Origin of the sequence: Brevibacillus antibioticus, from assembly GCF_005217615.1 — a bacterium.
Classification (GTDB): Bacteria; Bacillota; Bacilli; order Brevibacillales; family Brevibacillaceae; genus Brevibacillus; species Brevibacillus antibioticus.
Genome location: NZ_SZNK01000001.1, coordinates 5,042,423 through 5,055,557, shown reverse-complemented (window position 1 = coordinate 5,055,557; position 13,135 = coordinate 5,042,423). Strand labels below are relative to the sequence as shown.

At 47.4% G+C, this 13,135-nt stretch carries 9 protein-coding genes; 8 read left to right on the top strand and 1 reads right to left on the bottom strand.

All coding sequences use genetic code 11. From position 1 onward, the window contains the following. The first annotated feature begins 101 nt into the window (after positions 1-101). From E8L90_RS30380 to E8L90_RS24485, 7 genes are all read left to right on the top strand, one after another. The gene (locus E8L90_RS30380; RefSeq protein WP_007724683.1) at positions 102-251 is read left to right on the top strand and encodes a hypothetical protein; all 150 of its coding nucleotides are present in this window, start codon (positions 102-104) and stop codon (positions 249-251) included. Further along, a complete protein-coding gene (locus tag E8L90_RS24510) occupies positions 248-1,183 on the top strand; it encodes a hypothetical protein (RefSeq protein WP_137031723.1) in 936 nt (311 codons plus the stop codon). Before E8L90_RS30380 ends, E8L90_RS24510 begins: the two co-directional genes overlap by 4 nt. Before the next feature lie 14 nt (positions 1,184-1,197). Continuing rightward, positions 1,198-2,961, top strand: coding sequence for an SH3 domain-containing protein (locus E8L90_RS24505; RefSeq protein ID WP_137031722.1), 1,764 nt, complete (start codon positions 1,198-1,200; stop codon positions 2,959-2,961). A gap of 152 nt (positions 2,962-3,113) precedes the next feature. After that, the gene (locus E8L90_RS24500) at positions 3,114-3,746 is read left to right on the top strand and encodes a LysE family translocator (protein ID WP_137031721.1); all 633 of its coding nucleotides are present in this window, start codon (positions 3,114-3,116) and stop codon (positions 3,744-3,746) included. A gap of 10 nt (positions 3,747-3,756) precedes the next feature. After that, a complete protein-coding gene (locus E8L90_RS24495; RefSeq protein WP_137031720.1) occupies positions 3,757-4,386 on the top strand; it encodes a YHYH domain-containing protein in 630 nt (209 codons plus the stop codon). 258 nt (positions 4,387-4,644) lie between these two features. Continuing rightward, positions 4,645-5,268, top strand: a complete 624-nt coding sequence (locus tag E8L90_RS24490; protein ID WP_137031719.1) for a class D sortase — start codon at positions 4,645-4,647, stop codon at positions 5,266-5,268. A 55-nt stretch (positions 5,269-5,323) separates the two neighbouring features. Then, positions 5,324-10,234, top strand: coding sequence for a collagen binding domain-containing protein (locus tag E8L90_RS24485; protein ID WP_137031718.1), 4,911 nt, complete (start codon positions 5,324-5,326; stop codon positions 10,232-10,234). A 54-nt stretch (positions 10,235-10,288) separates the two neighbouring features. On the opposite strand, the gene E8L90_RS24480 is transcribed toward E8L90_RS24485, so the two are convergent. Beyond that, complete coding sequence (locus E8L90_RS24480) at positions 10,289-11,239, bottom strand: lipase/acyltransferase domain-containing protein (protein ID WP_137031717.1); 951 nt, start codon at positions 11,237-11,239, stop codon at positions 10,289-10,291. A gap of 218 nt (positions 11,240-11,457) precedes the next feature. On the opposite strand from E8L90_RS24480, the gene E8L90_RS24475 reads away from it, so the two are divergent. Continuing rightward, positions 11,458-13,080 carry a family 10 glycosylhydrolase gene (locus tag E8L90_RS24475; RefSeq protein WP_137031716.1) on the top strand — a complete coding sequence of 541 codons (1,623 nt, stop codon included), beginning with the start codon at positions 11,458-11,460 and terminating at the stop codon, positions 13,078-13,080. Positions 13,081-13,135: the final 55 nt, after the last annotated feature.

Here is a 13,135-nt window from a genome sequence, read left to right as displayed (position 1 = left end):
ACAAATGATAAAAAAGTACTAGAATGATTGCCCCTTACTCGTAATACGATACGACATGATTCTTTGTTACAGATTTCGACAACTTCGTTAGGAGAATTTTTATGTTAACTTACTTTCTGTTGTTTGCGGCTTTTTTGCTGCTAGCGGTCCGATTCCTCAAGCTGCTGCGACTAAAACGGCGCAATCTCTCCAACGCCGAAATCGATCAGCATCTTCATGCCTTACTGAATGAGAAGAGGGATTCACCATGAGAAAACGAATCGGCGTCCAATTTCGCAAAACCCGCAAAACCACTCATACGTATGAAAGAATTCAAGCGTGCACGCGATGCCATACGTACCATGTCCTGTGGGAGACACATTGCGAGACTTGCGGGAGAGCCTACACACCGATCCGCCAGGTTTCCCATGCGGTAACACGCCGCTATGTGCAGACCCGCTTTTTGCTCTTGGGCTTGTTCGTCTGTCTTGCTGCCCTTTCTGCGGAGACCCTTTTGCAATTAGCTCTCGCAGGAGGTATTGGCTGTGTGTTGTGCGTCCTGTTTTTCGTGATGCAGAAAAAATACGGCGCCTATGAAAGGGACTTACAATTTCAACACTTTTTAACGAGGGAAATAGAGACCCTCAAGAGTTCACTCCTCCGTCATTTGGAGGAAGTGGGCAACGACGTCAAAGAAGGACATCTCAAGGAAGCTTATGAAAAAACGAGAGAGATCGGGCATTTCATCGATTCTGATACGATCAAGATACGCAAGATCATGTTCCTCAATCATTACGTCCTGCGCAAAGACATGGAGCTGGAGCTCGAAACGCTCATCCCATCTATGTACGACAAGGATTTCATGGAATATGTGCGCGAAGTCATCAAGGTCCAGCCTTCGCTCGTCAAAAAATCCGTGCTTACTTATGTCAGACGTTATAAAAATCAAATATTGTTGCTGGAAAACGGGGATCAGCTCATCGGTCAAGTGGCAGGTGCAGCGCTCCGCATGAAGTCTTATGTGGACGAGTATCAAGATCTGATTATTGAATTTATCGATTTTTTGCCTCGCGAGCGCCTTCTGCGATTGGCAAAAATGGTACAAACCCATAAGAATGAAGCTTGGGAACAACTATATCATTCTACCAAAAACAGGGTGGATACGCATTACGCGTTTGACCCGGATTTTAAAGGCTTACTGTGAAGGAGGGGCCTTTTATGTTGCCTATCTCTCCCTATTATAGGTCCCTCTGGGTCCGTAATATTGTTCTCGGACTCTTTGCCTTAGGTTTGATCGCCGTTCTGTTCAAGCTCGGATTCGGGTACGAGCAGATTTCCTTGTATAAACAGGCAAAGGCGTATTATGAACAAAAGAACCTGCTGCAAGCCGAGGAAACCTTTTCTCGTGCGAATGATATGGCTGTCCTGTCCTACGGGGATGACGAATGGAATAGCATCATGTTCCAACTGACATCTATCCGCACTGAGCTGGAAGGGCTGCACCTGCAATCACGCTCGGCCATTTCGGAAAAGAAGATCGCAGAAATCGGTGCGGTCTATGAACAGTATCAAGCTGTTAAACAAAAATACCAGATTCAAAAGGACGTACCCGCGGTCTTTTTCCAGCAATTGTCCGCTCACTTTGGGATGGATAAGAGCTTTTCCGATTATTACCTGAATGCCTTGCAAACAGCGAAGGCTCAGGCACAATCGAATCTCGAAAAGGGAAACGACCAGGACGAATCTTTCATCGAAACACTCCTTGCCATTCCAGAAGAATATTACGGAGGCAAAGAGAAAAAGCGGGCTGAGCTCTCGACCTTGTTTCAGGACTATGAAAAAACGAAGCTACGGAAATTGATCGCTTCGGCTCCTTTTAAAGAAGTCATCACCAAAACGGCTACCAGCATACGCCATTACAAACAACTGGGTATCGAGACAGATTGGTTAGTGGGGCAGTTGGAAAAGTATGCGCTAACTGAAATAAAGGAAGTCATTCGTTCGAAGGATTTGAGTGCCTTCGTTGACATGGCAGCCGCCTATCGCAAAATCGAGGATGTGCTGTCCAGTGATTCACCTGTTCTCGATTCGATCACCCGCTATCTGGAAGGCAAGCTCAAGCAGGCAGAACAATACATCAAGTCGTTTGAGTTCACCAAAGCGCGTGAATTGTACGAACAGTTGAATCCGCTCCAGGATACGGCTACTCTCCTGTCTGATCTGGAAAAGCTCTGGTTGGAATACGATCCAGCACGCTTATTGCAATTGAGATATCCAGACAGAACGTTCACCGACATGTTCTCCGGCACAGATCGCTGGGGAGCAAAGCTTTACGCATTTGGACTCTCTGCGGCAGATCAACATCTTTACTTCGCAGCAAAAATGCCAAATGATTCGCTTCTCTATCTGGATCAGTCGCTCGATGTGGACATGAAATCGGCAAAGGCTAAGATCGACGATACACTCGGAAGTAAAGACAAGCCTGTGATTATCGTGAGTGCATCCGGCAAGGAGCGTACTCACTCCTACACGGCGCTCTCTCCAAATTTGACAAAAGAGTCACTCGATAAGCGCTTTTCGGTCCAGGCGGATGAACTCAGCGTAGAGGACTCCGAGCATGTGATCATGAAAAATGCGGTAGGCAAAGGGGAAAAAGAAATCGCTTTGTTCAAGCTCGAGGACAATGGCTTAGCTTACATGGAAAAGCTGGCTGACTTGGAGGAGGGTTCCGAGGAAACGACTGGGGGAACTGGGTCAGGAGAAGCGACTTCCCCAGCTGACGGATCAACAGAAGCGACGGATCAAACTCCCCCTACCACTCAAAAAATCGATGTTTTTGCGGGTCCTGGTGAAGAATATGAGAAGATCGGTCAGGTAGTAGCAGATGGTTCCTTCCAAGTCATCGCAGATATAAATGGCTGGTACCAGATTGTATTTGATGGAAAAGAAGGCTGGATACGCGCTACTGAATCAACGCCGTAATCAGTCCGCTTGAATAATGAGCTCCCCTCGCGATCATGGCATACGTTCCTTGATCTGCGTCAGGAGCTTTTCCTCATTTTCCGCATTGCGCCAGGTATCAGATTATTCTATAATTTATTTTTATTTTATAGACAGATGAGGAGTGAGAAGAGATGTTTGGAATCGTCCATTATGAAGCATTTCTGATGACCGCGATCATGTTGAACCTGATACCCGGCTCTGACACGATGTACATCATCACCCGCAGCATTTCGCAAGGAAAACAGGCAGGTATTCTTTCGGTTCTCGGCATTTTGACAGGCTCACTCATTCACACGCTCTTGGCTGCCTTCGGCTTGTCGCTCCTTTTGGCGCAATCCATCGTGCTTTTTAACATCGTCAAAATATTGGGGGTCGCCTATCTCGTCTATTTGGGCATTCGCATGCTCATGACGAAGGAATCACCAGCTTTTGACGCAGCCGATTCCAAGAAGCTCAAGGGTGAAAAAATTTATCTGCAAGCGATCCTGACAAGTGTCACGAATCCAAAGGTCGCCCTGTTTTTCATCGCCTTCCTCCCGCAATTTGTTAGCGCAACGGAAGCCGGACCACTCCCTTTCCTTATTCTTGGCCTTACTTTTACCGTTACGGGTGGCATCTGGTGCAGTCTCCTCGCCCTGTTTGCTTCCTTCGCTACGCAAAAATTGCGCAATAATCAGAAGTTCTCCCTCATTCTCAACAAGCTGACAGGGATTGTTTTTATCGGGATGGGGTTGAATCTGTTGCGGGCGAAAGCGAATCCTTAGGAGGTTGTCTATGAAAAAGATTATTTCTGTACTTGCACTCATTCTTTGCTTTGCTTTTTTCCCTGTTCAAATGATTGAGGCGCATCCAGGCAGAACAGATGCAAATGGTGGACACACCTGTAGAACAAACTGTGAAAAATGGGGATTACAGTATGGAGAATATCACTATCACAACGGTGGCGGTGGTTCTTCCAACAGCCAAGTAAAAAAATCGGCCCCTTCAAAACCAGCGGCCCCCGCACAACGGAAAATACTCCCTTCGAAAACAATTGTAGCCGTAGACAATGCTACCGTTTATTCTGCTCCATCCCTTGACTCTGTCGTTGCTGCAACCCTTTGGTATGGTTTTGAAATCAAAGCATCCGGTACACAGCTGGAGTTTATCTCCATCGATCAAGGTTACATTTCTAAAACAGTGGTCACCTCGTATACACCGATTACTCCTAAGACTGTCAAAATTCAAGGAGAGAAAGGCTACTTCTTCTCGACCTCTTCCGCAGAAAGTCCAGGCAGGGGCTACGCTGTCAGAGATGCACTTGTTCAAGTTGTCGGTGAACATGGAGATTGGTATTACGGCTCCACCGTTGATGCAAATGGGAAGGTTTTAGTTGGATTTGTTTCAAAAAGCATCGCCTATTAACCATAGAATGAAGACCGAAAAAGCCAGAAAGGAGATTCTTCCTCCCCTGGCTTTTTTCATGTTCAGAAATTGTATAGGTCGAAAGATTATGATACCTCTAGGCATTTTTTCATAATTGGAACAGCAGGTGAATCTGTTGTTCTCGACTAGCAAGACTTGTACAACGAAGGATGCCCTTGCCGAACATAGTTAACGAAAAATTGGGACAAGGGGGGAAAGATGAATTGAGTTAACGGTGCGAAAAGGGAGTTGAAGAATGTGCGAGTGCTGTTAAGTGCTGGGTTTATCCTGGCAGGCTTGTTCCTCCTTTTCTATCCTCAATGGGAAACGGCGGTATCTGCACAAAAGCAGGAACAGCTCATCGAAGCGTTCGAACAACTGAGCAACGTCAGCGAGCAAATAGAAACAACTGCTTCAGAAGATACACCATCTCCTCAGATACAAGAGCCGCTCGCTATGTTGGAAGGTGCCAGAGGCGTGATTCGGATTCCCAAAATTGATCTGGAAATGATGATTTTTGAAGGCGCGGACAAGCATTCCTTGAGTAAAGGTGTTGGCCTGATCGAGCCAGACAAGGAATTCGGCGTGAACAATGTTGGACTGGCTGGCCATCGCGGGATTACTCATGGTAAGCAATTCAATCGCATGGACGAACTAGCACCTAACGATGAGATTGAGATCAAGACGAAAACGGCAACCTACCAGTTCGTTGTCGTGAAAGCCTTTGTCGTAGATCGTACACAAGTAGAAGTTCTAGAGGATCAAAAGAAGCCATTGATCACCTTGGTCACATGCACCCCTGTTGGAGCGAAAGATCCGAAGGACAGACTGATCGTTCAAGCTGAATGGAAACAGAAACAGACAACTTCATCTCAGCCTTAACACTTCCTACTGAAAGACAAAATGAACTAGTTTTTATTTAGTACAGGAGGAGCATATGCAAAGGAAATCTTGGATCGTTGTGGTGGCACTTTTGCTCATCATCCAAAACATTTTCGGTTTCACGACAACCTCGTATGCCCAAACACAAGGTGAGGTTGTCATTAACAATAGCGGGGAACCGGGTAAAGGCGATCCTACTGATCCGGGCACGGGAACTCCTACCGATCCAGGCACGGGAACTCCTACCGATCCAGGCACGGGAACTCCTACCGATCCAGGCACGGGAACTCCTACCGATCCAGGAACAGGGACTCCTACCGATCCGGGCACGGGAACTCCTACCGATCCAGGTACGGGGACTCCTACCGATCCAGGAACAGGGACTCCTACCGATCCAGGAACAGGGACTCCTACCGATCCAGGAACAGGGACTCCTACCGATCCAGGAACAGGGACTCCTACCGATCCAGGAACAGGGACTCCTACCGATCCAGGAACAGGGACTCCTACCAATCCAGGAACAGGGACTCCTACCGATCCAGGAACAGGGACTCCTACCGATCCAGGAACAGGGACTCCTACCAATCCAGGAACAGGGACTCCTACCAATCCAGGAACAGGGACTCCTACCAATCCAGGAACAGGGACTCCTACCACCCCAAAACCTGACCCTGAAGACAACATCATCAAAGACAACATCATCACCAGCGTAGCCATGAAGGACAAAGACGGAAACAACATTGAAGACATCCGCCCCGATCAGGGCTCACGTGTTCAAGTTGATTTCACATGGAAAGTCCCTGCTGGACATCCTTACTCAGAAGGTGCCACCTTTACTTTCCCTCTTCCAGATAAGTTTCGGACGGACCGCGATTTGACCGGAGATCTGAACGGAGGCTACGGCACCTATGAAGTGAAAACAGACGGCACCGTCACCTTCACTTTCAGTGATGCCATCAATGACGGCGCAGAGATCAATGACGGAACGTTCTATGTGTGGCGGGAATTCGATGAGAAAAAGTTTGAGGGTGGCACGAGACAGGAGATCGATTTCAAATTCGATGGCATCGCTCCGATCTCTGTCCATTTCAAAGGAAAAAACAACAATGAAATCGACAAGAACGGAAAAGCAAACAAGGGCATGAATCCTAGCTATCTCGACTGGACTATCGATTTTAACCTGAGTGAAAATCCGATTAAAGGCGCTGTCTTTACGGATGAGCTTCCAAGCGGTCTGGATATCGACATGAGCTCGATTAAGGTCTTCCCATTAGAAGTTCAGTTGAATGGCTTTGTTCATCCAAAGGCTGAGATAACCACCTTCACTCCTGAGAAATTAACAGAAGGAAACGGGTTCAAAATTAACTTTGGCGACATCGACGGTGCTTATCGCGTCGCGTACAAGACCAACGTCACCGGTACGACAGATACAACCTACACGAATAAAGCCACTGTCACAGGAACGAACCTTCCAAAGGATTTAATCGATTCCGCGAATGTCTCTGTCCGATTCAGCCAGCCTCTGAACAAAAAGGCGATTCACTACGATTACACCAAACAAACGATCACCTGGGCTATTCAGTACAACTACAATGAAAAACTGATCAAGCAAAGCGATGCATGGCTCGAGGATCGATTCGATACGAGTCATCAAGAGCTCGTGAATGGTTCCTTTACCGTTCACAAAATGACCATCGGTGACAACGGAAACGGAACAAAAGACGGGGCTGCCATCAAAGAGTACAGTGTAACCCCATCGGATACCGGCTTCCGCTTGAAGTTTGACCATGACGTGTCGGCTGCTTACGAAATCACCTACCAAACCAAAGCCAAAAATCGTGTCCACCAAGACAGCTACCTCGTGAAAAATGAAGTAGAGATCTATGATGGAACCAAAAAAGATGCATCCAGAGAGATCAATCAAGCAATCTTCTGGAAAACCGCCAAAAAAGAAAAAGTGAACTATCTGGATAAAACGATCGAATGGACGCTTAGTCTAAATGACGACAATCAGGTGATGGATGAAGTCGTTATTACCGACAGTTACGCGGGTCAAGGGCTGACTCTTCTTCCTGACGAGGTAAAAATCAGCGATTGGACAAAGGATTTGGAAAAAGGTCCTGACAAAGACTACAGCATCTCTCCGAACCCAAAGTACGAAGATGGATTCAAGATCACCTTCCACAAACCAGTCACAAAGAGTCTAGTCATTACGTACCTGACAAAGTTCGATCCTACTTCCAAGGACCGTCCATCCGTGTACAAAAACGAGGCGGAGCTGAACTGGAAGGAAAACGTGAAAGCACAAGACCCTATCACGAAATCGGCTACTGTTAAACCAGACAACTACACGAACAATAACGGCAACAAAACGGGTACATACGACGCCCGCACAAAAGAAATCACGTGGACAATCGATGTGAACTATAACCTTCACAAGATTAATAACGCGATCATCCGGGATTTTTATACCGGAGAACAAACTTTTGTGAAGGACTCGTTACGAGTGCATAAGTTGCTGCTAACAGGTGGAGCAGACGGCGTGAAGGTGGTCCAAGGACCAGTTGTTCCTATTAAATTCGACCCATTAACCAACGGTTTTGAGCTGCATCTTGGACAGATCGACTCGGCCTATCGCATCACGTACACAACCAGTTTGGCTGATCTGCCAGTCGGAGAAGTGTACGAAAACAATGCCACTATGCACGATAGTGACATAACAGGCACTCCACTCTATAAAGGCAAGACGACCGTCAGACCTGCATACGGTGGGCAGTACGTCCTCAAAACAGGCGTACAAGGTACAGGAGCAGATTCAGAGTATGCAACATGGACAGTAAAAATCAATCCGAGCCAGTCTCATATTTCAGCAGGTGCTGTATTGACCGATACGCTGTCCAGCAATCAAATTCTGATGAAAGACTCCTTCAAACTCTTTACGACAATCGTCTCTGAATCCGGTGCTTTGACTGTCGGAAAAGAAATGGCCTCCGAGGACTACACATTAGAAGTGGTTGGCAACTCCTTTAAACTGACTTTCAAAAACGACCTGAAAACTGCCTACATCCTGGAGTACCGTTCCTTTATCAATGCTGATCATGGCGAGATCATCAAAAACGAAGCCTCTTTTGCAGGGAAAACAGTTGTAGGTAAAGGGAAAGACGGACAAGAGGGTGTCAAAGTCAGCTTGTCCGGTGCTGGTGGCGGAGCCAGCACACCTGGTAAAGGCGACTTAAAAATCGTCAAAACAGACGCAGATACGAAAAAAGCTTTGGCAGGCGCCACGTTTGGTCTGTACGACAAGGCAGGGAAAACCTTGCTGGAAACAGTCGTGACCGATGAAAATGGCATCGCCCCCTTCAAAGGCTACAAATTTAAAGCGTACAAGCTAAAAGAACTATCCGCTCCTGTTGGCTACGTCATCGCAGACGAGTACAGAAACGGAAAAGACATTACGTTAAAAGCTCCTGCAGGTGCTGACCCAGCTGCTCCAGTTACAATCGAAATGCCCATCGGCAACAAGCTGCTCCGTCAAGGATTTGAGTTAACCAAAGTTGACGCGGAGAATGCTGGGAAAACGTTGGAAGGCGCTGTCTTCAATCTACAGGTTGAAAAGGGCAGAGCATACGAAACGATCGCTGAGCTGACAACCGGCTCTGACGGAAAAGTCTCCAAAGGCGATCTGGCAGAAGGAAACTATCAGCTAGTCGAAACGAAAGCTCCTAAGGGATACAAGCTGGATGCGACCCCCATTTCATTCAAAATCGCCTCCAACCAGACAGAAATTGTGACCCTTACGAAAAAGAACGCCAAAAATATCGGGTCCGTTCAATTGCTGAAAGTGGACCATTACACCAAAGTGCCACTTCCTGGCGTCACCTTTGAGCTTCAAGATGCTGACGGGAAAGTACTGCAAAGTGGACTCACAACGGATAAGGACGGTATCCTTCTCCTCGAAAACCTGAAAGCAGGATTCTACCAGCTCGTGGAAACAAAAGCTCTTGCTGATTATGAGCTCGCTGAACCACTGAAATTCGAAGTGACAGAGGAAGACACAGCCTCTCTCACATTGACCAACAGATTGAACCCAGGATCTGTGAAACTGACCAAAGTAAGGACGGGTTACCCAAATCATAAGCTCAAAGGAGCTGAATTTACGCTCCACGATGAAAATGGTCAGGTAGCCAAAGATATGAACGGTCAGGAGCTTACAAAGCTGACTACGGATGGCAACGGAGAGCTGATTGTCGAAGGCCTGAATCCGGGCAAGTATGAGTTTATCGAGACAAAGGCACCTGCTGGTTATGTTAAAAGCAGCAAGCCAATCGGGTTCGAAATTAAAAGAAACCAAGTAGCTGGCGACCATGTGTTGGTGACTGTCGAAAATGACGTGACCTCCGGTGGAGGCGGTGGTGGTGGAGGCGGAAATCCTGAGCCAAAACCAGATCCTAAACCAGACCCTAAACCAGACCCTAAGCCAGACCCTAAGCCAGACCCTAAGCCAGATCCTAAGCCAGATCCTAAGCCAGATCCTAAGCCGGAAAAGCCAGACAAACCGGATAAACCAGACAAACCTGGCAAACCGGATCAACCAGGCAAACCAGACCAACCTGGTAACCCAGATCAACCTGGTAATCCAGACCAACCTGGTAATCCAGACCAACCTAGCAACCCAGACCAACCGAACAACCCAGACCAACCTAGCACCCCAGACCAACCGAGTAATCCTGATGACACTTCAAACCCCAACACTTCCGGCGAAATGAATCAAACAGGAAATACGAGCAAACCGAACGATTCAGCAGCTCCTAATAACCCCAACGTCTTGGAAACCGGCAACGATCCGTCTACAGGAAAAGTATTGCCCCAGACTGGAGAACAGGCTAACCCACTCCCTATCGTTGCAGGTATCGTTTCGATCTTGATCGGTATTTCGATCATGTATCGCAGAAACAAGAAAGCATAGTTCATCTAAAGGACCAAGTCCAGGGATCATCCCGGCTTGGTCCTTTCTTTCTCCCTACTCTAGCAATTGCCGGAGAAGCGGTTCACTTTTATATAAAATCTCCAGATGTGTCGCCTCTACGTAATAACGCTCACCTTCGAGCGCGAATACACTGTTTGCCATGACACTCCCATCCCCAGCGTCACTATTGATCGAACCCACAACTCTTCCATCGATCCATTTATCGGGAGACAGCGAAGGGACTGTTCGCAGGTAATGAATCGTTTCGTGTCCGATGCCAGCTACCAACGTGACGCGAATATTGCGGGCTGCAATAATCCCCATCGTTGCGTTCAAGTAATCCATGTATTGATTTTTCACGACCATCTTTTCATAAGGGACGAAAGCTTCTACCCCCTGATTTTTCTCCAGCAAATAATCGCCATACGCTGCTGACGGAGTAAGGTCAAGGAGACTGGGAAAGTGTCTGTGAATAGCTTGTATACGATGAAAAGGAATGCTTTGCTCCAAATAGGCCAGATATACATTCATGTATAGCTCTATGACATTTCTTTTGGCAGAAACGGAGCGCGGCAGCTTCCCTCCTGCCCAATAGCTGTAGGCGACAGGCGATCCTGCGTTGGGAGTCGCAAAAATGAGCAGCTGATCCACATCGTTTTGATAATATCCGCTTTGGACATAGGCTCTGGCAACAAGCCCCCCCATGCTATGACAAACGAGATTGACATAAGGGGAACCGGTTGTTTGCTTCGCCCGCTCGATGGTAGGTAGCAAAAAGCGCTCGGCTGAGATATCGATCTGCCTTCGCCAATCATAAAAAGCTACAAACAATTGTTCATTGAGGGGGTAACCCATTTTTCCAAGCAAACGGATAAATGGCTCGTAAGCCGTTCGGGCAAACCCGAAGCCCCAATCACCAGTACCCGGAATAATTCGATCACTCATCGACCCAAATAGCCCCGGAACAAAAACAATCGGTGCCTTTTGCGCAAGAATAGAACTCATGCTTGCACTCCTCTCCCTCACTTTTGTCCCATGACCAGAAGGAAAACAACATATGCTTTTGCCTATGCCAGAGAAGCTTGGGTGGTTCCCTTTCTTCGATGAGTTTCGTCATTTTTTGCTGAAACTTCCCACTTGAGCGTAACAAAGCGATATAATAAAGCGTCAAACGTATTGGCTAATGTTTCAAGCAAATCTATCTTGTCGGAGGATTGGCAAAGATGAAAGTACGCAAGTGGTTTATGCTTTTGCTAATGTTCGTACTATGTATTCCAACGATGGGGATTTCCGTGCAGGCCGCGCAGACATCCTCTGGCATCAGCATCTATTTAGACGGGCAACAAATCAAAAGTGACGTCGCTCCGTACATTGTTCCAAAAGCAAACGTAACGATGGTCCCAATGCGGGTGATCGGTGAAAATCTGGGAGCCAAAGTAAATTGGGAGCCAAAGTCTCAAACCGCAATGATCAGCAAGCAAGATACCTTGTTGTCCCTGACGGTTAATCAAAAGAACGCTCTCGTGAACAACAATAGCGTCCTACTCGATGCTTCTGTTCAGAACAAACAAGGAAGAATTATGGTTCCGCTGCGCTTTGTCTCCGAGCAAATGGGACTTGAGGTAAAATGGGAAGACAAAACAAGAACCATTCGCCTGCAAAGCGGAAACGTCGCTACCATGACACCACAACCACCGGATGTATCGAGTGAAACTGGCGGTATGGCACCAGGCACGCCGATCGTGACAAACGGAGGCTTGCGCGGGGTATGGATATCTACGGTCTACAACTTGGACTGGCCTTCTTCCGGTTCTTACGGAAACCAAGCGAAACAGCAACAAGAATACATACAGCTACTAGATGAACTGCAAGCCATGGGAATGAACGCTGTTTTCGTGCAAGTGCGTCCATCTGGAGATGCACTGTACCCTTCTACACTCACTCCATGGTCGAGATTTTTGACGGGAACTCCAGGGAAAAATCCTGGCTACGACCCACTTGCCTTTATGGTAGAAGAAACGCATAGGCGCGGGATGCAATTCCATGCTTGGTTCAACCCGTTCCGTGCCACTACCGATGCAAAAACAGACCAATTGCCAGCGAATCACGTGATCAAGCAGCACCCTGACTGGATTGTGAATGCCAACAAAAAGTTGTACATCAATCCGGGTGTTCCGGCAGCACGTCAGCAAATTATCAACGAAGTCATGGAAGTCGTGCAGCGCTATGAAATCGATGGTGTCCATCTGGATGATTATTTCTATCCTTCCAATGTCGCCTTTGCAGACGATGCAGCATTCAAGGCTTACAACAGCAAAAAAATCGTATCCAAAGCAGACTGGCGCCGCGATAATATCAATCAGTTTGTTCAACAATTGAATCAGTCCATCAAGAGCGTCAAGCCTCACGTTCAGTTCGGGATCAGTCCATTCGGTGTATGGCGCAACAGCAACGTCGACCCGACCGGCTCCGATACAAAAGCTGGCGTTACTGCTTATGACCACATGTTTGCCGATGTGCGCACATGGATTCAACAAGGATGGATCGATTATGTGACTCCGCAAATTTATTGGAGCCTTTCCTTCGCGCCTGCCCAATATGACAAGCTCGTTACTTGGTGGGCAAACGAAGTACAAGGGACGAACGTCAAGCTCTACATCGGTCATTCGCCATACAAGCTGGGAACGGCTGAGGCTGGCTGGCAGAGTGCCCAGGAGATTATCAACCAGTTGAATTACAACGCGATGGTTCCTCAGGTTCAGGGCAGTATTTTCTTTAGTGCCAAGGATTTGCGGAAAAATCCGTTGGGTCTGCTCCCTGCTCTTAGCAGTTATTACAACCGCTAGATAAATAACAAAAACCCCCGAATCATAGTAGCAAAGCATACTTGCTACATTTGTT

Excerpts from the sequence above, each read along its gene's own strand:
- E8L90_RS24480 (WP_137031717.1), bottom strand. The coding sequence starts at position 11,239 with ATGAGTTCTATTCTTGCGCAAAAGGCACCGATTGTTTTTGTTCCGGGG.
- E8L90_RS24505 (WP_137031722.1), top strand. The coding sequence starts at position 1,198 with ATGTTGCCTATCTCTCCCTATTATAGGTCCCTCTGGGTCCGTAATATT.
- E8L90_RS24475 (WP_137031716.1), top strand. The coding sequence starts at position 11,458 with ATGAAAGTACGCAAGTGGTTTATGCTTTTGCTAATGTTCGTACTATGT.
- E8L90_RS24485 (WP_137031718.1), top strand. The coding sequence starts at position 5,324 with ATGCAAAGGAAATCTTGGATCGTTGTGGTGGCACTTTTGCTCATCATC.
- E8L90_RS24495 (WP_137031720.1), top strand. The coding sequence starts at position 3,757 with ATGAAAAAGATTATTTCTGTACTTGCACTCATTCTTTGCTTTGCTTTT.
- E8L90_RS30380 (WP_007724683.1), top strand. The coding sequence starts at position 102 with ATGTTAACTTACTTTCTGTTGTTTGCGGCTTTTTTGCTGCTAGCGGTC.
- E8L90_RS24510 (WP_137031723.1), top strand. The coding sequence starts at position 248 with ATGAGAAAACGAATCGGCGTCCAATTTCGCAAAACCCGCAAAACCACT.
- E8L90_RS24500 (WP_137031721.1), top strand. The coding sequence starts at position 3,114 with ATGTTTGGAATCGTCCATTATGAAGCATTTCTGATGACCGCGATCATG.